The 21538-nt window shown below is 68.8% G+C and carries 23 protein-coding genes; 14 read left to right on the top strand and 9 right to left on the bottom strand.

Annotated features, from left to right (window positions below; all coding sequences use genetic code 11):
- Window positions 1–39 precede the first annotated feature (39 nt).
- The 4 genes from SAHL_RS08750 (at window position 40) to SAHL_RS08735 (ending at window position 3642) form a co-directional block, all read left to right on the top strand.
- The gene (locus SAHL_RS08750; RefSeq protein WP_123591035.1) at window positions 40–1326 is read left to right on the top strand and encodes an ammonium transporter; all 1287 of its coding nucleotides are present in this window, start codon (window positions 40–42) and stop codon (window positions 1324–1326) included.
- Between the two features lie 544 nt (window positions 1327–1870).
- Entirely contained in the window at window positions 1871–2209 is a 339-nt protein-coding gene (locus tag SAHL_RS08745; protein WP_123591034.1) for a P-II family nitrogen regulator, read from the top strand.
- 15 nt (window positions 2210–2224) lie between these two features.
- Window positions 2225–2848, top strand: coding sequence for an ABC transporter ATP-binding protein (locus SAHL_RS08740; protein WP_123591033.1), 624 nt, complete (start codon window positions 2225–2227; stop codon window positions 2846–2848).
- Window positions 2839–3642, top strand: coding sequence for an ABC transporter permease (locus SAHL_RS08735; RefSeq protein ID WP_123591032.1), 804 nt, complete (start codon window positions 2839–2841; stop codon window positions 3640–3642). The genes SAHL_RS08740 and SAHL_RS08735 overlap by 10 nt, the downstream gene beginning before the upstream one ends.
- Before the next feature lie 114 nt (window positions 3643–3756).
- Here the strand turns inward: SAHL_RS08735 and SAHL_RS08730 are convergent, their stop codons facing one another.
- The 6 genes from SAHL_RS08730 to ppk1 all read right to left on the bottom strand — a co-directional run bounded on the left by SAHL_RS08730 (window position 3757) and on the right by ppk1 (window position 11049).
- Entirely contained in the window at window positions 3757–4947 is a 1191-nt protein-coding gene (locus tag SAHL_RS08730; RefSeq protein WP_123591031.1) for a phospholipase D-like domain-containing protein, read from the bottom strand.
- Between the two features lie 54 nt (window positions 4948–5001).
- Window positions 5002–6048, bottom strand: coding sequence for a TIGR04283 family arsenosugar biosynthesis glycosyltransferase (locus tag SAHL_RS08725; protein ID WP_184947551.1), 1047 nt, complete (start codon window positions 6046–6048; stop codon window positions 5002–5004).
- Between the two features lie 14 nt (window positions 6049–6062).
- On the bottom strand, window positions 6063–7079 hold the full coding sequence (locus SAHL_RS08720; RefSeq protein WP_123591030.1) for a hydrolase: 1017 nt from the start codon (window positions 7077–7079) through the stop codon (window positions 6063–6065).
- A 92-nt stretch (window positions 7080–7171) separates the two neighbouring features.
- Window positions 7172–7873 carry a monofunctional biosynthetic peptidoglycan transglycosylase gene (gene mtgA / locus SAHL_RS08715; RefSeq protein WP_123591029.1) on the bottom strand — a complete coding sequence of 234 codons (702 nt, stop codon included), beginning with the start codon at window positions 7871–7873 and terminating at the stop codon, window positions 7172–7174.
- Window positions 7870–8835: a lipid-binding SYLF domain-containing protein gene (locus tag SAHL_RS08710; protein ID WP_123591028.1), complete on the bottom strand. Its 966-nt coding sequence runs from the start codon at window positions 8833–8835 to the stop codon at window positions 7870–7872. The genes mtgA and SAHL_RS08710 overlap by 4 nt, the downstream gene beginning before the upstream one ends.
- A gap of 111 nt (window positions 8836–8946) precedes the next feature.
- Window positions 8947–11049: a polyphosphate kinase 1 gene (ppk1, locus tag SAHL_RS08705; protein WP_123591027.1), complete on the bottom strand. Its 2103-nt coding sequence runs from the start codon at window positions 11047–11049 to the stop codon at window positions 8947–8949.
- A gap of 88 nt (window positions 11050–11137) precedes the next feature.
- On the opposite strand from ppk1, the gene SAHL_RS08700 reads away from it, so the two are divergent.
- Window positions 11138–11983: a PhzF family phenazine biosynthesis protein gene (locus SAHL_RS08700; protein WP_123591026.1), complete on the top strand. Its 846-nt coding sequence runs from the start codon at window positions 11138–11140 to the stop codon at window positions 11981–11983.
- Window positions 11980–12351, top strand: a complete 372-nt coding sequence (locus SAHL_RS08695) for a DUF423 domain-containing protein (RefSeq protein ID WP_123591025.1) — start codon at window positions 11980–11982, stop codon at window positions 12349–12351. Before SAHL_RS08700 ends, SAHL_RS08695 begins: the two co-directional genes overlap by 4 nt.
- 157 nt (window positions 12352–12508) lie before the next feature.
- Here SAHL_RS08695 and SAHL_RS08690 read toward each other — a convergent pair whose 3' ends face one another.
- Window positions 12509–12976, bottom strand: a complete 468-nt coding sequence (locus tag SAHL_RS08690) for a peroxiredoxin (protein WP_123591024.1) — start codon at window positions 12974–12976, stop codon at window positions 12509–12511.
- Window positions 12973–13452: a DUF4112 domain-containing protein gene (locus SAHL_RS08685; RefSeq protein WP_123591023.1), complete on the bottom strand. Its 480-nt coding sequence runs from the start codon at window positions 13450–13452 to the stop codon at window positions 12973–12975. Before SAHL_RS08685 ends, SAHL_RS08690 begins: the two co-directional genes overlap by 4 nt.
- 87 nt (window positions 13453–13539) lie before the next feature.
- Here SAHL_RS08685 and SAHL_RS08680 point away from each other — a divergent pair, with 87 nt between their 5' ends.
- The 3 genes from SAHL_RS08680 (at window position 13540) to SAHL_RS08670 (ending at window position 17848) form a co-directional block, all read left to right on the top strand.
- Window positions 13540–14688, top strand: a complete 1149-nt coding sequence (locus SAHL_RS08680) for an SMP-30/gluconolactonase/LRE family protein (protein WP_123591022.1) — start codon at window positions 13540–13542, stop codon at window positions 14686–14688.
- Entirely contained in the window at window positions 14685–15395 is a 711-nt protein-coding gene (locus SAHL_RS08675) for an FFLEELY motif protein (protein ID WP_123591021.1), read from the top strand. Before SAHL_RS08680 ends, SAHL_RS08675 begins: the two co-directional genes overlap by 4 nt.
- 170 nt (window positions 15396–15565) lie before the next feature.
- Complete coding sequence (locus SAHL_RS08670) at window positions 15566–17848, top strand: TonB-dependent receptor family protein (RefSeq protein ID WP_123591020.1); 2283 nt, start codon at window positions 15566–15568, stop codon at window positions 17846–17848.
- Between the two features lie 181 nt (window positions 17849–18029).
- On the opposite strand, the gene sufT is transcribed toward SAHL_RS08670, so the two are convergent.
- The gene (gene sufT, locus SAHL_RS08665) at window positions 18030–18581 is read right to left on the bottom strand and encodes a putative Fe-S cluster assembly protein SufT (protein WP_123591019.1); all 552 of its coding nucleotides are present in this window, start codon (window positions 18579–18581) and stop codon (window positions 18030–18032) included.
- A gap of 54 nt (window positions 18582–18635) precedes the next feature.
- Here sufT and SAHL_RS08660 point away from each other — a divergent pair, with 54 nt between their 5' ends.
- The 5 genes from SAHL_RS08660 to SAHL_RS08640 are packed head-to-tail and all read left to right on the top strand — an operon-like array spanning window position 18636 to window position 21528.
- Entirely contained in the window at window positions 18636–19040 is a 405-nt protein-coding gene (locus tag SAHL_RS08660; RefSeq protein WP_342782244.1) for a sirohydrochlorin chelatase, read from the top strand.
- Between the two features lie 4 nt (window positions 19041–19044).
- On the top strand, window positions 19045–19323 hold the full coding sequence (locus tag SAHL_RS08655; RefSeq protein ID WP_123591017.1) for a hypothetical protein: 279 nt from the start codon (window positions 19045–19047) through the stop codon (window positions 19321–19323).
- Window positions 19316–19789, top strand: a complete 474-nt coding sequence (locus tag SAHL_RS08650; RefSeq protein WP_123591016.1) for a TspO/MBR family protein — start codon at window positions 19316–19318, stop codon at window positions 19787–19789. Before SAHL_RS08655 ends, SAHL_RS08650 begins: the two co-directional genes overlap by 8 nt.
- A gap of 22 nt (window positions 19790–19811) precedes the next feature.
- The gene (locus tag SAHL_RS08645) at window positions 19812–20630 is read left to right on the top strand and encodes an SDR family NAD(P)-dependent oxidoreductase (RefSeq protein WP_123591015.1); all 819 of its coding nucleotides are present in this window, start codon (window positions 19812–19814) and stop codon (window positions 20628–20630) included.
- Window positions 20631–20661: 31 nt separating this feature from the next.
- On the top strand, window positions 20662–21528 hold the full coding sequence (locus tag SAHL_RS08640; RefSeq protein ID WP_123591014.1) for an SDR family oxidoreductase: 867 nt from the start codon (window positions 20662–20664) through the stop codon (window positions 21526–21528).
- Window positions 21529–21538: the final 10 nt, after the last annotated feature.

Here is a 21538-nt window from a genome sequence, read left to right as displayed (position 1 = left end):
CCACTTCCGGTCGACACTTTTCGAGGGATAACCAAAGCTATGGAAAACAATATCTTCGAATTGCAGTACGCAATCGATACGTTCTACTTCTTGGTCTGCGGGGCACTGGTCATGTGGATGGCCGCCGGCTTCTCCATGCTGGAGGGCGGCCTGGTGCGTGCCAAGAACACCACCGAGATCCTGACCAAGAACATCGCGCTCTATTCGATCTCCTGCATCATGTACATGGTCTGCGGCTACATGATCATGTATGACGGCGGCCTGTTCCTGAACGGCATCGCCGGCGGCGAGACGCTGGTCGAGGACGCGCTCGCCGCCTCCGCGGAAGCCGGCTTCGACGGCGGCTCGGTCTACGCCGACGCCTCGGACTTCTTCTTCCAGGTCGTGTTCGTGGCCACCGCCATGTCGGTCGTCTCCGGTGCCGTCGCCGAACGCATGAAGCTGTGGGCGTTCCTGGCCTTCGCCGTGGTCATGACCGGCTTCATCTACCCGATGGAAGGCTCCTGGACCTGGAACGGCGACGCCGTGTTCGGCCTCTACACCCTGGGCGATCTCGGCTTCTCCGACTTCGCCGGCTCCGGCATCGTGCATATGGCCGGTGCCTCGGCGGCCCTGGCCGGCGTCCTGCTGCTCGGCCCGCGTAAAGGCAAGTTCCGCCCGGATGGCAGCATCGGCGCCATCCCCGGCGCCAATCTGCCGCTGGCCGCGCTCGGCACGCTGATCCTCTGGATGGGCTGGTTCGGCTTCAACGGCGGCTCGGTGCTCAAGCTGGGCGACATCGCCAGCGCCAACTCGGTCGCGATGGTGTTTCTCAATACCAACACCGCGGCCGCAGGCGGCCTCGTCTCCGCCCTGCTGCTGGCCCGCGTCATGTTCGGCAAGGGCGACCTGACCATGGCGCTCAACGGCGCGCTGGCCGGCCTGGTGGTGATCACCGCCGAGCCCTCCACGCCGACGCCGCTCATCGCCACGCTGTTCGGTGCCGCGGGCGGCATCCTGGTGGTCTTCTCGATCGTGTTCTTCGACAAGATCAAGATCGACGATCCGGTGGGCGCGATCTCGGTTCACGGCGTCTGCGGCCTGCTCGGCCTGCTGGTGGTGCCGCTGACCAATTCCGGTGCCACGTTCACCGGCCAGATCGTCGGCGCGCTCACCATCTTCGTCTGGGTGTTCGTGACCAGCCTGATCGTCTGGGGCATCCTCAAGGCCGTGTTCGGCATCCGCGTCTCGGAGGAAGAGGAAGTCGAGGGCGTGGACTTCGGCGAGTGCGGCATGGAAGCCTATCCGGAGTTCACCTCCGGCGGCAGCCGCCGCTCCGGCGCCTGATCGTCGCCCCATCGGTGTGACTCGGAGGCCCCGGCAACGGGGCCTCTTTTTTTGTGCCGCCCATGAAAAGGCCACGCTGCCATGCGGCCCGAGAGTCGGGTGGCCTCGCCCAGGCGTGGTGGCATGACGCGGCACGGAGGCCGGCCCCGATGATCGGGCACCTGATCGGGTATCGGGGACCGAGCGACGCCACGTCACGGCCGACCGCCGCGATCACGGCCACGCCCACCCCGTACCGCGCCGACCACGGTCCCGCCGCCGACCGAACGATCCGCCACCGGGGCCGACACGGCTGCATCCGCACCGCATCGCCGACGTCGCCTCCGCCCGGATCGTTGCCCATGCCCCTTTCGCGTGGTGGTCAACAGAGCCCGTTCCACGGGTCCGACACCGCGCCCACGCGGGGCCGTGCCGACGCGTTCGTGTGCCGTCACACAGACACCCCCGCGTCGGACGACCGGCTCGAGTCGCCGACACGGCGCCGCCGGCGAAACCCTTTGCGGGTGTTAGACTCCGAGCGACAACAATCCATGGAGCCCAGCTCATGAAAATGGTTACCGCCGTCATCAAGCCGTTCCGACTGGACGACGTGCGCGAGGCGCTGGCCGAGGTCGGCGTGCACGGGACCACCATGACCGAGGTCAAGGGATTCGGACGCCAGAAAGGCCACACCGAGCTCTACCGCGGCGCCGAATACGCGGTCGATTTCCTGCCCAAGGTCAAGCTGGAGGTCGCGGTACCGGACGACCGGGTCGACGCCGTCGTGGAGGCGATCGTGGAATCGGCGAAGACCGGCCAGATCGGCGACGGCAAGATCTTCGTGCACACGCTGGAGCAGGCCGTGCGCATCCGCACCGGCGAGACCGACCGCGACGCCATCTGACCGCCCCGCCCGGCGGTGGCCTCGACCCGACCGCGGCTGCTCCTCCGCGGCCTGAGCATCGGCGGCATCGGCCCGCTCGACGCCGCGATCGCGCCCGGCGAATGCCTGGCCCTGTCGGGGCCCTCCGGGGCCGGCAAGACCCGGCTGCTGCGGGCCATCGCCGATCTCGACCCGCACGGCGGCGAATGCCGTCTCGACGACCGGCCGGCAGCGGTTTTCGCCGCGCCCGCGTGGCGGCGCGCCGTCGCCTATCTGCCCGCCGAGCCCGCCTGGTGGGCGGATACTCCGCGCGATCATCTGCGCACACCCGATGCGCCGGCCGGCCACGACCGCCTGGCGGCGCTGGATCTCGAGACCGCGATGCTCGACCGTCCGTTGACACAGCTGTCCTCCGGCCAGCGCCAGCGTCTGGCCCTGCTGCGGCTGCTCGACGGCCAGCCGCAGGTGCTGCTGCTCGACGAACCGACGGCCAATCTCGATGCCGACAACATCGCCCGAGTCGAGGCGCTGGTCGCCGACTACTGCGCCGAGCGTGACGCCGCCTGTGTCTGGGTCAGCCACGACCCCGGCCAGCGCCGACGCGTGGCGCATCGCCAGCTCGCGCTGGATGGCCGCGGCCGGGTCACGACATGCAACTGATCTCGCTGTCGTTCGCGGATCTGGCGCTGGCCGCCATCGGCGTGATCGCACTCGCCGTCACCACCGCGATGCTGCGCCTGGGGGTGGCCCGGACGCTGGTCGTCGCGGCGATCCGCACCGCGGCACAGCTGTGCCTGGTGGGCCTGATCCTCGAGGCCGTGTTCGCCGAGCGTGCGTTCGTCTGGATCGCGCTGATCGCGCTGACGATGCTGCTGCTCGCCGGCCGCGAGGCCGCCGCGCGCCAGACGCGGCGCTTCACCGGCGGTTACGGCTTTGCCGCGGGCACGATCTCGATGTTTTTGTCGGCCTTCGTGACCACCGTGCTGACGCTGGTCGTGGTGATCCGCGTCGAGCCCTGGTACACGCCGCAGTACGCGATCCCGCTGCTGGGCATGCTGCTCGGCAACACCATGACCGGCATCGCGCTGGCCCTGGACCGGCTGACCCAGAACGCCTGGCGCGAGGCCGCGGTGATCGAGGCGCGCCTGGCGCTCGGGGCGACCGCCGGCCAGGCCGTCGCCGATATCCGGCGCGAGGCGATGCGCGCCGGCATGATCCCCATGATCAACGCCATGGCGGCGGCCGGCATCATCAGTCTGCCGGGCATGATGACCGGCCAGATACTGGCCGGCAGCTCGCCCTGGGAGGCCGTGAAATATCAGATCCTGATCATGTTCCTGATCGCCGCCGGCACCGGCTTCGGCACCCTGTCGGCGGTCACCCTCGGCGCCCGGCGGCTGTTCGACGACCGTCACCGCCTGCGCCTGGAACGGCTGCGACGCGCGACGTCGTAATCGTTCGGGCGGCGGTCGATGCCGGCGGCTGCGCGCGGCCTCCGCCGGGCGGCGCCGCCGGTCGCAAGACGAAGACTGCCGCGCCCGCGCGAGTCTCGCCGGTCGATCGTCGATTCAGGCCTGCGGGCGCAGCAGCCGGCTGAGATATTCGAGCAGCCGCTGCCAGATGCCGCGCTTTTTCCACTGGCCCTCGCGCACGAGCTCGCAGCGCTCGCGATCCTGCTCGAAATCCGCGGACAGTTTGTCGACCGTCGGCTGGTGGACGAGCGTCACCGCGATCTCGTCGTCCTTGCCCATCGAGCGGTGATTGAAGTTGGCCGAACCGATCACGGCGAGCACGTCGTCGAGCAACGTGACCTTGGCGTGCAACATGGTCGGCTGATAGCGGTGGAGCCGGACGCCGGCCTCCAGCAGGGGCCGGAAGGCGTCCTCGCCGGCGATCTTGGCGACACGCGAGTCGGTGTGCGGCCCGGGCATGAGGATATCGATCTCGACACCGCGCCCGGCCGCCTCGCAGAGCATGTCCACGGTGATCGGGTCGGGCACGAAATAGCCCGTGGTCACGCGCAGGCGGTACTGCGCCATGCGGATCAGCAGCCGGAACAGCGTGGCGATATCGCTGTAGTTGACCGCCGCCGAGGTCCGCAGCACCTGCATGCGGGCGTCGCCGTCGGCGGGCGGCGTCGGGATCTGCCAGCGCTCCTCGAATTCCGGACGCCGCGTTTCCACCCAGTTGGACACGAAGGCGCCGCGCAGGCCGTCGAGCACCGGCCCGGTCAGGCGGAAATGCGTCTCCCGCCATTCGTCCGGCTTGCGCGCGTCGCCGTCCCATTCCGCGGCGATACCCACGCCCCCGGTGAAGCCCAACACGCCGTCGATCAGCAGAATCTTGCGATGGGTGCGGTTGTCGGCCTGCCAGAAGCGCCAGCGCATGGGCTGGCGGAACCAGGCGATCTCGGCGCCGGCGTTCTGCATGCGCTCGAGCACGTCGCCGGGCATGCTGTTCGCACCGAAAGCGTCCAGGAGCACGCGCACGCGCACGCCCGCCGCGGCGCGCTCGGCCAGGGCATGGCCGAAGCGTTCGGCGACGTCGCCCTGCCAGTAGATGAAGGTGAGGAAGTCGATCGACTCGCGGGCGCCCTCGATCGCTTCGATCATCGCCGGGAAGATGCGAACGCCGTTGATCAGCGGCTCGATCGTGTTGCCGGTGGTGAACGGTATCCCTAGCGTCGCCTCGAAGGCGCGCTGATAGGCCTCGACCGGCGGTCGCGCGGCGGCCGCCCCGGTATTCGCATCATCTTTCATCACGCGAAGTCTAAGCGGCTCGACCCGTCGGTGCCAATCCGGGCCGGTCGCCGGCTACTCGGGCCGGGCCTCGTCTCGCCTCGCGCGTTCGGCGAGCGCGCACCCGAGTTGCAGCGGTCCGAACACGACGCCGGCACCCAGCACGAGCACAAGGCCGCGGGCGACGCAGTTGTGGAACACCGGCCGCAGCAGGCGATCGTGCAGCCGGGTGGCCGGCCGCCGCGACACGCCCAGCCCCTGTTCGAGGCCGACATCGAGCGCGAAGAACAGTTGCCACGACTGCGATACCGCCACCCCGGCGACCCACCAGGCGACGCGCCCGGTCGCGCGCGGACCGCATTCCCGGGCCAGCGTACGCAGCAGCCGGAAATAAGGCATGAGCCGCAGCCGGCCCGTCTCCGGCTGACGGGCGTAGACCCGCGGCGCCCGAGCGAAGAAGAGCGACACCTCGGCGAGGTGCATGGCCATGATCAGCGCCATGAGCAGATAGCGCGCGAACGCGCCCTCGACCTCGAAACGACGCGCGGAGGTCGCCAGGGGGTGTTCGAGCAGACACCAGCACCCCCGCGCCCGGATCGCGGCGGCCATGCGCTGATCCTCGAGAAACGGCAGGCGCGTGTCGAAGCCGCCGAGCGCGTCGAAGAACGCCCGCCGCAGCATCAGCCCCTGATCGCCGTTGATGGTGTGGCGCCGCCCGGTCGCCGTCTTGGCCTCGAGATAGCGATAGAACAGGCCGCGGCCGGCTCGCGCGCGCACGAATCGCAGCCGGAAGTGTCCGGCCACGCGCTGGTCGTCGCACGCCTCGAGTCGTGCGAGGGCGTCCGCCAGCTGGGCCGGATGGGTCAGGCGACTGTCGGCGTGCAGGAAACACAGCCAGTCGCCGAGCGCGGCCGCGGCGCCGGCGTTCATCTGCGCGCCGCGGCCCGGGCGCGATTCGATCACCCGGGCGCCGGCCGCGCGGGCGATATCCGGACTCGCGTCCCGCGAGCCGCCGTCGACCAGCACGACCTCGAGCGCGACCCTGCGCTGCGCGGCGATATCGGCGAGCAGGCCCGGCAGCGCGCCGGCCTCATCGATGACCGGCACGATGACCGACAGCACGGGCGGATGCGGCCTCAGCCGGCCTGGCGCGCCGCGTCCGGCGAGTCGGCCGGCTCGAAACCGGGCAACGCCTCCCGCAGGAACGCGGGAATGCGCGTCTCCAGCCAGTAGACGGGCTCGCCGTAGCGCCCGCCGGCGACGAAGCCGACGTGCCCACCGTGACGCGACAACTCGAAGCGGGTCGAAGAGGACAGGTCGCGCTCGGACGGAATGATGTCCGGGGCCATGAAGGGATCGTCCTCGGCGTGCAGGATCAGGGTCGGCACACGGATATCGGCCAAAAACGGCCCGCTGCTGGCCCGCGCGTAGTAGTCCTCGGCGTCGGCGAAACCGTTCAGCGGCGCGGTCACGACGTTGTCGAACGACGGAAAGTCGCGCACGCGGGACAGATCCGGCCACGGCTCCGGCGGGTCGATGATGCTGAACTTGGCCTCGAACGAGGCCTTGAGCCCGTTGATGAGATGGGCCTGATAGATGCGTGCGAGTCCCTGCTGGATCGCCTCGGCGCAGCGCTTGAGATCATAGGGCACCGACACCGCGGTCGCGCAGGTCAGTGGCGCGTCACCGCCCCGCTCGCCCAGATACTTGAGCAGCACGTTGCCGCCGAGCGAATAGCCCGCGCCCGCCAGCGGCGCCCGCGGATAGCGGCGCCGGATGTGATCGACCACCGTGCCGAAATCGCCCGTCTCACCGGAGTGATAGCTGCGCGGCAGGCGGTTGGGCTCGGCCGCGCCGCGAAAATGCATCAGCACGCCCCGCGCGCTGTGGGCGTCGACCTCGCGCAGCAGGCCGCGCGCGTATTTGGATTCCAGCGAGCCGTTCAGGCCGTGCAGAACGATCACGATCGGCGCGTCGTCGTCGAGCCCGCGCTCCGGCAGCCAGGACAGATCAAGGAAGTCGCCGTCGTCGAGCTCGATGCGTTCGCGCTCGACCGCAAGCGGCGGCTGAGGCCGCAGCTTGGAGGCGAACACGGTCTGGGCGTGGGGGTTGCGCAACCAGAACGCCGGCTCGAACTCACTCCGCTTCAGCATGACTCCAGACTAGCGTAGATTCGTTGAAATCCGATGACGAGGCGCGTGTATTATACACAGGTCGCGGTGCACGACCGACGACCGACACGGGCTCAGCGCGTGAGCACGTCGTCGAGATAGCCGCGGCCCAACTGGCGCATCTGGCCGGCGATCCAGGTCTTGCGGCCCCGCACGTGTGGTCCGGGGGCGGTGGCGCTGTAGCGGGTCGGCGCGGGCAGAACCGCGGCCAGCGCCGCGCACTGGTCCGGCGACAGGCCCGCGGCGGTGGTGCCGAACAGCCGCTGGGCCGCCGAGCCGACGCCGAAGACATGATCGTCGAACTGGGCGATGTTGAGATACACCTCGAGGATGCGACGCTTGGGCCAGAGCACTTCGAGCCAGCCCGTCAGATACGCCTCGATGGCCTTGCGGACATAGCTCTTGGCCGGCCACAGAAACAGGTTCTTGGCCGTCTGCTGACTGATGGTGCTCGCGCCGCGCACGCTGCCGCCGCGGGCGTTATCGGCGATGGCATCCGTGATCGCCGACCAGACGAAACCGTGGTGATCCGGAAAGGTCTGATCCTCGGATGCCACCGCAGCCAGCGGCATGCAGGGCGCGATATCGTCCAGCGGTGTCCAGCGGTGATGAATCGCCGGACCGTCAGCTCCGGTCTGCCAGTGGGTGCGCAGCATGTACGCGCTGATCGGCGGATTGACCCAGCGCATGAGCAGTATGAGGACCGCCGGCGCGAGGAGTATCGCGCCGGCGATGATCAGGACATAGCGTCCCGGACGACTGAGCAGAAGCCTCAATAGTCTCCGTCGCCGCTGCTGCCATAGCCGCTGCCGCCGTCGGCACCGTCGCTGCTGCGCTGCCGCGCACCACCGTTGCCGTCGTTGTCGGCGGCGTCGTAGTTGCCCTGCTGGACGGTCACGCCGTCACCGCCGTCCTCGTAAGGCGTGGCCTGACCGCGGCCGCCATACTCGTCGCTCTCACGATTGGACGCGTTCGCATCGCCACTGCGGTTGCGGCTACCGACATCACCGCCGGGATTGCCCGTGGGGGCGTTGTCGCGATAGTTCTCGGCGGCCGGCATGTAACGATCCAGCGTATAGACGAAGCGCTCGCCCGCCTCGGGCAAACCGGCCTCGTCGGAACTGCGCAGAATGTTGTAGGCGTCGATGCCCGCTTCATCGTAGAACAGCCAATTGGCGTCCTGATCTATGCCCAGCCGGGCGCCTTCGATCGACACCCCGGCGAACAGACCCCGCGAACGGGAGTAGGAATAGACTTCGGCGTCAAAGCCCAGATCGGTGGATGCGCCAACGCTGCGCCCGACCGGGCCCGCGGCCACGGTGGCGTCCGCGCCCAGGTTGAACTGGCCGTTGGCGATCTTGTCGACGCTGCGCTGGGTCTTGAACACCAGAATGATGTCCGAGGAGGAGGCACCCGCCTGCCAGCCCAGCGAACCGCCGGTGAGCGTGATGAAGCTCGGGTTCGACCACGAGCCGTCCTGCGTTCGCACCGAGAGCACGCCCTTGCCGCGGCGGCCGCCGACCACGAAGCCGACCTTCAGCACGCTCGGTATCACGGCGATGCCGTAGGCCTCACGCAGCAGCGCCGGCGGAATGGCGTTCTCCGGTATGTCGACGAACTGACGGATCACCGTGGTGGCATCGTCGAGCTTGTTTTCCTGCGCGGTGGCAGCGAACGCGGCCTGCGTGGTGCCGAGCAGCATCGCGCTCGCGAGCAGCGCCATCATCCATCGTTTCATGTGTGCTTTCCCTGGTTGGAGAGAATGAGCCGGCAGCCCGGCGAAAACCCGTCAATGTGCGCTTCAGACCGCAACGACGGCGGCGGGTTCACGCCCGTGCCGGCGTTCGGCCTAGCCCGGCCCCTCCATCAAGCGCTTCTGCACCGACAGACCCGGCGCATCGCCCGCCGGTTCGACCGCGTGATAGCGGCCGTCGCTGGCCAGCATCCAGGCCTGGCTGTCGTCGGCGAGATAAAGCGCCAGCTCGCGCATCACCCGATCATATAATGGCGCCGCGGTCACGGGAAAGCAGGTTTCGACCCGGCGGAAGAAGTTGCGGTCCATCCAGTCCGCGCTCGCCAGATACACCTCGGGCGCATCGTCGTTGCCGAAATGGAACACGCGGGTGTGCTCGAGAAAGCGACCGACAATCGAACGCACGCGGATGTTGTCCGACACCCCCGCCACACCCGGACGCAGGCAGCAGATGCCGCGCACGATCAGATCGATCTCCACCCCCGCCTGCGAGGCCGCGTACAGCGCGCGGATGACCCGCGTCTCCACCAGCGAATTCATCTTGGCGATGATGCGCGCGCCACGCCCCGCCCAGGCATGCGCAGCCTCGCGCTCGATCTTCTCGAGGATGGCCGAGTGCAGCCGGAACGGCGCGTCGATGATGCGCTCCAGGCCGGAGACCTTTCCCAGGCTGGTCAGCTGCAGAAACATCTCGTGGACGTCGTTGGCCAGCGTCTGGTCGCAGGAGAACAGGCCGTAGTCGGTGTACAGTCGCGCGGTCTTCGGGTGGTAGTTGCCGGTGCCCAGATGAATGTAGTTGTGCAGACCGTCGGCCTCGCGGCGCACGATCAACGTCATCTTGGCGTGGGTCTTGTAGCCGACCACACCGTAGACCACGTGCGCGCCGGCGGCCTGCAGCCGGTTGGCGAGTTCGATGTTGTCGGCCTCGTCAAAGCGCGCGCGCAGCTCGACCACGACGGTGACCTCCTTGCCGGCCTTGGCGGCCTCCACCAGGGCATCCACCACCGCGGAATCGGGCCCGGTGCGATAGAGCGTCTGCTTGATCGCCAGCACCCGGGAATCGGCCGCGGCCCGGCGCACGAAGTCGATCACCGGCAGGAACGAATCGAAGGGATGATGCAGCAGCACGTCGCCGGCCCGGATCTCGGCGAACAGGTCGCCGCTGGGGCCGAGTTCGCTGGGCAGGCGCGGCGAGAACGCCGGGTACTTGAGATCCGGACGGTCGATCGTCTCCAGCAGCGCCATCAGGCGATTGACGTTGACCGGCCCGTCGACCTGGTAGAGATCCTCGTGCGTGAGCAGGAACCGGTCCATCAGATAGTCGCACAGCGACTGCGGGCAGTTGTGGGCCACCTCGAGGCGCACGCAGTCGCCGTAGCGGCGCGAGGGCAGCTCGCCCTCGACGGCGCGCAGCAGATCGTCGACCTCCTCCTCGTCCACGAACAGGTCGGAATTGCGCGTGACCCGGAACTGAAAACAGCCCTTCGTGCCCATGCTCGGAAACAGGTCGACGACGTGTTCGTGGATGATCGACGACAGGAACACGAAATCGTGCGGGCCGCTGCCCGTGGCCTCGGCCGGGAGCTGGATCACGCGCGGCAGCGCCCGGGGGGCCTGCACCACCGCATAATCGATCTTGCGGCCGAAGGCGTCGGTGCCGTCCAGCGCGACGATGAAGTTCAGCGACTTGTTGAGGATGCGCGGAAACGGATGCGCGGGGTCCAGCCCCAGCGGGCTGATCACCGGCAGCAGCTCCTCCTCGAAGTATTCGGCGAGCCATTCGCGCTGGCGCGGATTCCACTCCGAACGCCGCAGGAAACGGATGCCCTCGGCCTCCAGCGCCGGGATCAGCTCGTCGTTGAGGGTGGCGTACTGCTTGTCGACCAGTTCGTGCGCGCGCACGCCGATCTCGCGCAGCACCTCGCGCGGGGCGCGGTTGTCGGCCTCGGTCGGTGTGTTGACGAGCTCGGCCTTCTGCTTGAGGCCCGCCACCCGCACCTCGAAGAATTCATCGAGGTTGGTCGAGGAGATGCACAGGAACTTCAGCCGCTCGAGCAGCGGCACGCGCGTGTCGCGGGCCTGCGCCAGCACCCGCTCATTGAACTCCAGCAGCGACAGCTCTCGGTTGATGAACAGTTCGGGCGCATCGAGGCGCGGCGTGCCGCCCGCGTCGGGCTCGGATTTTCGGGTCGCGGTCATAGGGGTATTCTGGCGCCTTGTCGTCAGGGTCGCGAACTCGGCCCTCGTGGATAGCAACAGGACATGACAGCACCATGACAGTTTTATGATGGCCGATTCGCTGCGCGCCCTCGATTTCTATCAGATCGACGCCTTCGCGACACGGGTGTTCGAAGGCAACCCGGCGGCCGTCGTGCTGCTCGACGCCTGGCCGGACGACGCCACGCTGGCGGCGATCGCCGCTGAGCACAATCTGGCCGAGACCGCCTTCGTGCGCCCGGCGTACGGGCAGGATGCCGCCGTCCACGAGCTGCGCTGGTTCACGCCCACCTGCGAGGTCGAGCTCTGCGGCCACGCCACACTGGCCAGCGCCCATGTTCTGCTTCGCTGCCGCGACGGCTTCACGCCGCCGCTGACCTTCTCGACGCGCCGGGCGGGCAGGCTCGGCGTCGATATGGCCGACGGCATGCTCTGGCTGGATTTCCCGGCGCAGCCCGTCGAGGCCGCGGCGCCGCCGGCCGCGCTGACCGCGGCCCTGGGGGCCACGCCCTCGGCCTGGCGCGTCGGCCCCAACCACATGGCCGTGTTCGACGACCCCGCCACCGTGGACGCCCTCCGGCCCGATCTGGACGCCCTGGCGCGCCATGCCGCCGGCGACAACCGCGGCCTGATCGTGACCGCGCCCGCCCACGACGCCGATCACGATTTCGTCTCGCGCTACTTCGCCCCGCACCACGGCGTCGACGAAGACGCGGTCACCGGCTCGGCGCACTGCATGCTCGCGCCCTACTGGGCGCAGGTGCTGGGTCGCGATACGCTGGCCGGCCGCCAGCGCTCGCGCCGCGGCGGCACCGTGGCCTGTCGCCTGGCCGGCGCCCGCGTGCATCTGGGCGGGCACGCCGTGTGCTATGCCCACGGCCGCATCCATATCCCCGACGACCGGTTTCCCGCATGAGCCAGTTCGCCCTCGCCGCCGGCAGTCTCTATGGTCTGATCGGCGTACTGTTCGGTGCCTTCGGTGCCCACGCCCTGGCCTCTCGGCTGCCCGCCGATCTCCAGGCGATCTGGCATACGGCGGTGCAGTATCAGTTCTATCACGCGCTGGCACTGCTCGGCGCCGGCATCCTGGCGCGTCAGGGCCTGGCCGGCACCGCGCTGACGACCGCGATCGGCGGCTTCACGCTCGGCACGCTGGTCTTCTCCGGGAGTCTCTACGTACTCGCACTGAGCGGCATGCGCTGGCTGGGGGCGATCACGCCGATCGGCGGCGCGCTGCTGATCGGCGGCTGGATCGCACTGCTGCTGGCCGTGGTCCGGCGATAGAATCCCACACGAATCCGCGCCGGCGGAAACGGTCGGACGGGGCGTCGCCGCCTCGAGCGCCCGGGCATTCGAGCTGCCTGCCGGCGACGCTGCGACGGGACGGCGCGCATGCTGCGGCGGCAGCGGCGCGCCGCAGCGCACCTAGCCGCAACGCCGACTACGCCCGGCCGGACAGCGACTGCAGCGTGGCCATGGCGCGGTCGACGTGGCGCGCGGCCGCCAGCTGGGCCTGATACCGCAGCCGGACGACGCCGTCGCGATCGATGACAAAGGTCACACGATTGGCCAGCACCCCCAGCGCACGGCCGACGTCGAAGGCCCTCGACAGTGCGCCGTCGGTATCGGCCACGAGCGCGAAGTCGAGTCCGTGACGGGCCGCGAACGCCCGGTGGCTGGCGTCGTCGTCGGCGCTGACACCGATGACTTCGGCATCCAGCGCGGCAAAGGCGTCCAGGCGATCGCGGAATCCGCAGGCCTGACGGGTGCACACCGGCGTGGCGTCGCGCGGATAGAAGTACACCACGACCGGATGGGCGCCGATCGCCGCCCGCGTGTCCACGACGCGTCCATCGTGCGCGCGGCGCCGGATCGGCGGTGCCGTGTCACCGACGTCGACGCCGCTCATACAAACACGGCGCGCCAGAGCACCGTGGTCGCGGTCAGCGCGCAGGCCAGGCCGAGGGTGAGGCCGAGCGCCCCCGGCCAGCGCGAGCGGGGCTCGGTCTCGGTGGTCGTCGCAGACTCCAGCCAGCGTCGCATCAGACGCTCGTTGCGGCGGTTCGATTTCCAGTAGAAGTCGAACAGATCGCCGAACACGGGTACCAGACCGATGACGAAATCCAGCCCCATGTTGAGCCCCATGCGCGCCCACACGCGCTTGGGCGCCCCGAGCCGAACCGCCTCGATCACGAGTAGACTGGACAGCGCGGCGCCCACCAGGTCGCCGACGAAGGGCACCAGACCGATGATGCCGTCGACACCGACCCGCCGGTCGATGCCCGGCACCCGCACCGCGTCGTCGAGCCACCAGGCCAGACGCTCGATGCGGGCCAGCCCGGCGCGCCGCTTGGCGTGTAGTTCGGACGAGACCTCAGCGCTCATATATGGATAATGCGTGGTTTTCGTGTTGAGGCCGAGTATACGGAATCACGGGGCGCCGCCGCGGCACGATCGTCCATCGAGGACCGCATGAAGAAACTGTTGACACTCGCCGTACTCGCGGTGGCCGGCTGGGCCGCCTATGCGGTGTTCTGGCCGTCGTCGTTCGAGCCGCAGGCCTGGGACCCGCCGCCGCTGGCCGACGCCGAGGCGGCCTTCGACGATAGCAGTGACCTGTCCGGCGAGACCCGCATGGCACACGGCGTGGCCGAAGGCCCGGAGGATGTGGCGAGCGACGCCCAGGGGCGGCTGTACGCCGGCTACGCCGACGGCACCATCCGCCGCTTCGACGCCGACGGCGGCGACAGCGAGGTCTTCGCCACGACCAACGGCCGCCCCCTGGGACTGGCGTTCGCCGAAGGGCCGGTGCCGCGCAGCGACGAGGCCGGGTCCGGCGACGACGACGACAGTGAAGACGGCGGCGACCGCGCCGATCAGACCCTGATCGTGGCGGATGCCGACAAGGGCCTGCTCGCGATCGACGCCGAGGGCGACATCACGGTGCTGGCCAGCGGGGCCGACGGCACCCCGTTCGCCTTCACCAACGACGTCGACGTCGCCGACAACGGCCAGATCTATTTTTCCGACGCCTCCAGCCGCTACGGCCAGTCGGATTACCGCACCGATCTGCTCGAGCACGGCGGCCACGGCCGACTGCTGAAATACGATCCGGACACCGGCCGCACGACCGTCCTGCTCGGCGGCCTGCAGTTCGCCAACGGGGTCGCCGTGGGGCCCGACGACGCCTATGTGCTCGTGGTCGAGACCGGCAGCTACCGGATCTGTCGCTACTGGCTCACCGGCGACCGAGCCGGCCAGAGCGACATCTTCATCAACAACTTGCCCGGCTTCCCGGACGGGCTGTCCTTCGACGGCGAGGGCACGTTCTGGCTGGCATTGTTCGCCCCGCGCGATCCACTATTGGATTTCGCCGCCGACAAGCCGTGGCTGCGGGCGATCGTCCACGACCTGCCGCGGGAACTCCAGCCGCAGCCGGCCCATGTCGGCCACGTGGTCGGGCTGGACACCGATGCCCGCGTGATCGCCAATCTCCGCGACGCCGGCGAGCGCGCCTTCGCGCCCATCACCAGCGTCGAGCGCGTCGGCGACAGCCTCTATCTGGGCAGCCTCACCGCGCCCGCCTTCGCGCGCATCCGGGTACCGGACGCGGCCCGGTGAACGACGCCGACACCCTGCGCGGGGCGCTGACCGAGCTGCGCACCGAACGGGCGCAGTGCGAAACGCCCGAGCGGCCAGGCCTGGCCGAACAGATCGAGCGGGTGCGCCGCTGGCAGGCCGACCACGTCGCGGCCCGCCACCGCGACCACGCCGCGCGTCACGACGGCGCGGCGCTGCTGCGATTCCTCAGCCGCAGTTTCTATCTCGAGGCCGACTGGTCGGAGCTCACCGACGATCCCGACCGGACCGTCGCCCGCGTCGGCCGCATCATGAGCGATCTGCGGCCGCTGATCGTGGCCGCACGGCTGCAGGCCAGCGCCGATCGGCTGGACCGGGCGCTGGCCGCCGCCCTGCTCGACGGCCGATACCCGGTGACGATCACGCCCATCGGCTATGTCCGCGCCTTCCGGCGGGTCGGCGAGGCCGCCGAACGCGAGCGCCAGCTGGCCTGGGTGGGCGAGCTCATCGAGCGCTTGGCCGGTTTCGCCGACAATCGCGCCGCCTGGTGGGCCTTCAAGGCCGCCCGCGCGCCGGCGCGCGGCTTCGGCATGGGCCAAACCCATGTCCTGCTGGCCGAGGGCTTCGCCGCACTGCGTGCCACCCGTGATCCGGCCGAAGCGACCCGCGAGGCCCTGGACGCCCAGCGCGTCCTGGTCCGACGTCTGTTCGGTGCCGCCACCGCGGGGGCCGCGCCGCCGTCGTACTGACGCCGACCGGGCCGCGGTCGGCACGGCCGGGCGCACCTTCCGACACGCGGGCGGCCCGCGCCGTTCTGTCGGGAAGTTTTCCCATGGTGGCGCACCCGCGGCCACGCTAGATTCGTCCCGGTGCCGCCGTCCGGCGGGCCGATAACTATAAGCGACAGAAGGACGAGGGTATGCAACGCACGACAACCGTGCGCTCCAGGAATTGGGGCGCGGTCTCCGTCATGGCCTGCTCGGGGCTGATGTTCGAAGCGGTGCCGGTATTCGCCGAGGAGCGCAAGCGCGGCATGCTGGCACCGATCAACGTCGAGGAGACGGTGCCGACCGACATCACCGAAACCCCCGGGGCGGCGGCCACGCTCTACGACGACGAGCTCGAGGAAAAGCAGCCGTACACGCTAATGGACGGGCTCGACTACGCCGCCGGCGTGCGCACCGTGTATGACGACGTGCTCGGGCGCCGCTCGGGCATTGCGGTGCGCGGTGCGCCGACCCGGCGATCGCGCAAGACCCTGTTGCTGGAGGACGGCGTACCGATCAACGGCTCGACCTACATCGATCCGAGCGCGCACTACACGCCGCCGGTCGAACGCCTCGAGCGGGTGGACGTGCTCAAGGGCGCGGGGCACGTGCTGCACGGCCCGCTCAACAACCACGGCATCGTCAACTTCCGCAACAAGCAGCCCACCGAAACGCCGGAGACCACCATCAAGCTCGGCGCCGGCGGTCAGGGCACGTTCAAGCGTCACATCATGCACACGCGCACGGACGGGCCCGTGGGCACGGTGTTCGCCTATACCGGCATGAACGCCGACGGCAGCTTCGACGTCGAGGACTTCCAGTACGACGACTTCTTCGCCAGCGCCGACTGGGCGATCAACGATCGTCACGATCTCGGCTTTTCCTTCGTCTACTTCCGCGAACGCTCGCACTACGACGAGAGCAATCTGCTACCCGCCGAGTACGACCGCAGCCCGCGCAGCAAGCGCGGCCGGTTCGCGCAGCGCTACAACAACATCTCGGTCAACTACTTCAAGTACGACCTCACCCACGACTGGCGGCCGACCGACCGGCTGTCGATCTCGACCCGACTGTTCCACACCGACCTCGAGCGGCCGCGCTTCACCGTCGAGCCGGACGAGGTCGACGTGGTCGACGGCTCGCCGGATTTCAGCCGCGACGGCTACGAGGATCCGGCCTTCTTCTTCGAACGCGGTGCCAGCGGCGTCATGATCGGCCGCGACCGCACCTACAAGACCCACGGCGCCGAGTCGCGCTTCCAGCTGACCGACCTCGAGGCGCTGGGCGCCGAGCACACGCTGCAATGGGGCGTGCGCTACGAGTGGCACGAGTTCAGCGATCGCGAACCGGTGGGCGGCACCGGCGAGCTGCTGGACGAAAGCAACCGCGGCCGCGCCGGCATCGGCGTGTTCGAGCCGACCACCGGCGAAGGCAGCTCGCTGACCGAGTACGACGCCGATGCGATCTCCGGCTTCGTCCAGAACGCGATCCGGATCGGCGACGTCACCCTCACGCCGGGGGTGCGGGTGGAACGCTACACCCAGGAACGGGAGGTGATCTTCGAGGATTCCGAACCCGGCTCACCGCGGGAGAAGGACGACAACACCCTCGTGCTGCCCAGCATCAGCCTGCTTTACGAGGGCTTCGAGGAAACACAGCTGTTCGCCAACGTCGGACGGGGCTACACGCCGGCGTTCGCACGCACGGCCGAGGACTTCCCGCTCGAGCCCGAAACCGGCGTCAACAGCCAGTTCGGCTTTCGCACCACGGCGATCCGCGGCACGCGCCTCGAGGGCGCGGTGTTCTACAACCGCATCCAGGACACGGTGGTGCAGGAGCCGATCACCATCGACGGCGACAATCTCGTGGTCAACGCGGCCGACTCCTATTCATACGGCCTGGATCTGAGCGCCCGCATCGACAGCCGCGCCTTCCACCTCGACTCCGACTACAACGTCTTCGGCGAACTGGCCTACAACTACACCAGGGCCGAATTCACCAGCGGTGATCTCGACGGCAACGACGTGCCCCAGGTGCCCAATCACGTGGGCACGTTCACCCTTGGCCTGGAGCACCGGACCGGGTGGCGGGTGAGCGCGAGCCTGCACTATCTCGACAGCTTTTTCGCGGGCAGCGGCAACGCGCCGACACTGACCGTGGCCGACGAGGACGGCAATCCGATCGATCCGGACAATCTGGCGCGGCCGACCGGCTCGGTGGAGATCCGCGAACCGGCGGTACTCGGCGAGATTCCGGATCACACCCTGCTGTCAGCGCGTGCGAGCTATGACTTGCCGGACACGGGCTTCGCCGACACCACCGTCTGGATCCAGGGCCGGAACCTGACCGACAAGCAGTTCATCACCGACTACGTGAACGGGATCCGGCCGGGGCCCGAGCGCACGGTCGTGGTGGGCTTCACGTCCCGCTTCTAGCCTTGCGCGGCGGTCGCCGGATCCGGGCCGGCGACCGCCCGGTACCGTTCATCGTCGCCGGTTCCGGGCGCGCGACCTCGCCGCGCTCGGGAACGGAAATAGGACGGTTGCGTCCCGCGCCCGCGGCTAGCACGCAAACAAGCCCACGGGATCGTCGCTGCCCGCCCGGGCAACGGCGGCTTCAGAGCATGCCGACCTGCAGTTTGGCGGCGTCGCTCATCATCTCCATCGTCCACGGCGGCTCGAAGACCAGTTCGACGTTGACCTGGCCGATCGTCGGCACCATCCGCACCTTGCTGCGCACGTCGTCGACGAGGATGTCGCCCATGCCGCAGCCCGGCGCCGTCAGCGTCATGTCGATGTGGACCACCCGGGCCTCCGGATCGCTGTGATCGAAGTCGCAGCGATAGATCAGGCCGAGATCGACCAGATTGATCGGAATCTCCGGGTCGAACACGGTCCGCATCTGCTCCCAGACGATCCGTTCGACGTCGTCGTCCCCGGCGCCGTCCGGCAGTGTCAGGGGCTCGGGCACCTCCTGGCCGATGGCGTCGGCATTCTCGCCGGCGATCCGGATCAGATTGCCGGCGATATAGACGGTGAACGAGCCGCCCAGTGCCTGGGTGATGTTGCCGTGCGTGCCCACCGGGATCTCGACCGTGTCGCCGGCCGGGATCAGCACGGCCTCGCAGTCGCGCTGGAAGGTGACGGGTTCGTTGGAGGGCATCTGCATGATGGACCACCGGCATTGCGATGAGGGCGAATAGTCTAACAAGCACCCGCGCCGCTGTCTGATACCATCCAGAGCATGAAAAAGTCTCTCCTGCTGGTGGCCCACGGCAGCCGCCGTGAGGCCTCCAACGACGAAGTCCGTGATCTGACGTCCCGCGTGCGCGAAGCGGACGATGCGCGCTTCGCGCTCATCGACTGCGCGTTCCTCGAGCTCGCCGAGCCCGACATCCCGGGCGGCATACAGCGCCTGATCGACGCCGGCGCCACCCAGGTGACGGTACTGCCGTATTTTCTCGCCGCCGGGCGGCACGTGAGCGAGGACATTCCGGACGCGGTGTCCGGCAAGCAGGCGGAGCATCCGGACGTCCGGATCGAGATCGCGCCGTATCTGGGCACCTCGGATGCCATCCCGCGGCTGCTGCTGACCATGCTCGCGGACAGTACCGCCGCGGCCAGCTGAGCGGATGGGCGCACTCGCCGACAATCGCCGTTTCTGGCTGGCGTGCAACCTGATCACGCTGGTGCTGCATGCCTTCGGCGTGTATCTCTATGCAAGCCAGGGTTTCGCCCATCCGGTCGCGCAGCTGTGGGCGATCGTGATCATGCTGCACATGCTCGAATTCCCGCTGGCCTTCATCGCCGTGCGCGAACGCCGCATCGGCTGGGGCGTGACCATCATGGCCACACTGATCTTCGGTTTCACATGGTGGGTTCCGACCCGGCGGGGTGTCTTCCATGCCTGAACGATTCCACGGTGTCCGCGCCGCGCTGATCTGCGGCATCGCGGTGGCGCTGACCTCTCTGACGGGGGCGATTTTCCCGCCCGGTGTCTGGTATGAAAGCCTGAACCAGCCCGCCGGCACGCCGCCGGACGTGGCGTTTCCGATCGCCTGGACGCTGCTCTACATCGCCATGGCCGTCGCGGCCTGGCGGGTCTGGCGCACGGCCGGCGTGGGGGCCGCGCTCGGCCTGTTCGCACTCCAGCTGGCACTCAACGCCCTGTGGATGCCGATCGCCTTCGGCGCCCAGGCGCTGGGCTGGGCGCTGCTGGTCATTGTCGCGCTCTGGATCGCGCTGGCGGCCACTCTGGCCGCGTTCTGGCGCGCGGACCGACTCGCCGGCGTGCTGCTCGCGCCCTATCTGGCCTGGGTGAGTTACGCCGTCTATCTCAACGCGGGCCTGCTCTGGCTGAACTGGAGCGGCGCCTGACCGGCAACGGAGGACTCGACGCATGGCGTTCGCGGAACAATACGGCCCCTGGGCTCTCGTCACCGGCGCCTCCGCCGGCATCGGCGCCGAGTTCGCGCGCCAGATCGCGGCCCGCGGGCTCAATGTCGCCCTCGTGGCCCGTCGGCGCGACCGACTGGCGGCCCTCGGCAAGGAGATCGAGGCCCGGCACGGCGTGCGCACGCTCACGATCGCGGCCGACCTCACCGACCCGGATTTCCTGACCCCGCTGACCGAGGCGCTCGGCACGCGCCACATCGGGCTTCTGGTCAACAACGCCGGCGCGGGTGTCACCGGCGACTTCCTCGACCATGATCTGGACGACGAACTCCGGATGCTCGCCCTCAACTGCCGGGCCCCGCTGATTCTGGCGCATCATTTCGGCTCGCGCATGCGCGACGATCGCCGCGGCGGCATCATCATGCTGGCCTCCATCGCCGGCATCGTGCCCACGCCGCAGTTCTCGCATTACAGTGCGACCAAGGCCTGGAACCGCTACCTCGGCGAAGGCCTGCACGAGGAGCTCGCCCGCGACGGCGTGGACGTGGTTTCGTTGTGCCCGGGGCTGACGGAAAGCGAGTTTCTCGAACACGCGGACGTCGACCCCAGCCGCTGGCCGTCGCCCCTGCGGGCCTCGATCATGAACGCCGAGGACGTCGTCGCAGCCGGCCTCAAGGGCCTGGGCCGCAAGTCGCAGGTGGTGCCGGGGCTATCGTACCGGATGCTCATGCGCGCCAGTCGGCTGGCCCCCGGCGGCCTGTCGCCGTGGCTGATCGATCGCGTGATGCGTTTCGCGTTGCCCTCCCGCGGCGATCGCGGCTGAACCCGTACCCACCTCCGACCGAGGCATAGCCATGAACGGACTGAGCGACAAGACCCTGTTCATTTCCGGCGCTTCGCGCGGCATCGGCCTGGCCATCGCCCTGCGCGCCGCGGCCGACGGCGCCAACGTGGCGATCGCGGCCAAGACCGATACACCGCACCCGAAGCTGCCCGGCACGATCCATACCGCCGCCGAGCAGATCGAGGCCGCGGGCGGCCGGGCCTTGCCGATCGTCTGCGACATCCGCGAGGAGGACGAGGTCGAAGCCGCGGTACGCCACACTGCCGAACATTTCGGCGGCATCGATATCTGCGTGAACAACGCCAGCGCCATCTCGCTGACCGGCACCGAAGAAACGCCGATGAAGCGCTACGATCTGATGAACCAGATCAACACGCGCGGCACGTACCTGGTCAGCCAGAAATGCATCCCCTACCTGAAGAAAGCCGCGAATCCGCACGTGCTCATGCTCTCGCCGCCGCTGGACATGAAGCCGAAATGGTTCGCCCCGCATGTGGCCTACTCGATCGCGAAATATGGCATGAGCCTGTGCGTGCTCGGCATGGCCGAGGAATTCGCCGATGACGGCATCGCCTTCAACGCGCTCTGGCCGCGGACCGGCATCGCCACGGCGGCGATCAATCTGATCGGCGGCGAGGAAATGATGGCGCACTGTCGCAAGCCCGAGATCGTGGCCGACGCCGCGCATCTCGTGCTAACGCGCGACAGCCGCACGTTCACCGGACGATTCTGCATCGACGACGTACTGCTCCACGAGCACGGCGTCACCGATTTCGATCAGTACGCCGTGGATGCCAGCCAGGACCTCTGGCCCGACTTCTTCGTGCCCGACGATGTCCCCCCGCCGCCCGGATCGATGAGTAATCGCACCGACTAGTCGCCGACGA

Origin of the sequence: Salinisphaera orenii subsp. halophila YIM 95161 (assembly GCF_003732545.1) — a bacterium.
Classification (GTDB): domain Bacteria; phylum Pseudomonadota; class Gammaproteobacteria; order Nevskiales; family Salinisphaeraceae; genus Salinisphaera; species Salinisphaera orenii_A.
Note: the sequence above shows the minus strand (reverse complement) of the source record. Positions and strands in the feature narration are given on the sequence as shown.

Bases quoted from the DNA above. Each gene is read 5' to 3' on its own strand.
- SAHL_RS08750 (WP_123591035.1), top strand. From the start codon at position 40: ATGGAAAACAATATCTTCGAATTGCAGTACGCAATCGATACGTTCTAC.
- SAHL_RS08745 (WP_123591034.1), top strand. From the start codon at position 1,871: ATGAAAATGGTTACCGCCGTCATCAAGCCGTTCCGACTGGACGACGTG.
- SAHL_RS08735 (WP_123591032.1), top strand. From the start codon at position 2,839: ATGCAACTGATCTCGCTGTCGTTCGCGGATCTGGCGCTGGCCGCCATC.
- SAHL_RS08730 (WP_123591031.1), bottom strand. From the start codon at position 4,947: ATGAAAGATGATGCGAATACCGGGGCGGCCGCCGCGCGACCGCCGGTC.
- SAHL_RS08720 (WP_123591030.1), bottom strand. From the start codon at position 7,079: ATGCTGAAGCGGAGTGAGTTCGAGCCGGCGTTCTGGTTGCGCAACCCC.
- SAHL_RS08710 (WP_123591028.1), bottom strand. From the start codon at position 8,835: ATGAAACGATGGATGATGGCGCTGCTCGCGAGCGCGATGCTGCTCGGC.
- ppk1 (WP_123591027.1), bottom strand. From the start codon at position 11,049: ATGACCGCGACCCGAAAATCCGAGCCCGACGCGGGCGGCACGCCGCGC.
- SAHL_RS08700 (WP_123591026.1), top strand. From the start codon at position 11,138: ATGGCCGATTCGCTGCGCGCCCTCGATTTCTATCAGATCGACGCCTTC.
- SAHL_RS08695 (WP_123591025.1), top strand. From the start codon at position 11,980: ATGAGCCAGTTCGCCCTCGCCGCCGGCAGTCTCTATGGTCTGATCGGC.
- SAHL_RS08690 (WP_123591024.1), bottom strand. From the start codon at position 12,976: ATGAGCGGCGTCGACGTCGGTGACACGGCACCGCCGATCCGGCGCCGC.
- SAHL_RS08685 (WP_123591023.1), bottom strand. From the start codon at position 13,452: ATGAGCGCTGAGGTCTCGTCCGAACTACACGCCAAGCGGCGCGCCGGG.
- SAHL_RS08680 (WP_123591022.1), top strand. From the start codon at position 13,540: ATGAAGAAACTGTTGACACTCGCCGTACTCGCGGTGGCCGGCTGGGCC.
- SAHL_RS08670 (WP_123591020.1), top strand. From the start codon at position 15,566: ATGCAACGCACGACAACCGTGCGCTCCAGGAATTGGGGCGCGGTCTCC.
- sufT (WP_123591019.1), bottom strand. From the start codon at position 18,581: ATGCAGATGCCCTCCAACGAACCCGTCACCTTCCAGCGCGACTGCGAG.
- SAHL_RS08655 (WP_123591017.1), top strand. From the start codon at position 19,045: ATGGGCGCACTCGCCGACAATCGCCGTTTCTGGCTGGCGTGCAACCTG.
- SAHL_RS08650 (WP_123591016.1), top strand. From the start codon at position 19,316: ATGCCTGAACGATTCCACGGTGTCCGCGCCGCGCTGATCTGCGGCATC.
- SAHL_RS08645 (WP_123591015.1), top strand. From the start codon at position 19,812: ATGGCGTTCGCGGAACAATACGGCCCCTGGGCTCTCGTCACCGGCGCC.
- SAHL_RS08640 (WP_123591014.1), top strand. From the start codon at position 20,662: ATGAACGGACTGAGCGACAAGACCCTGTTCATTTCCGGCGCTTCGCGC.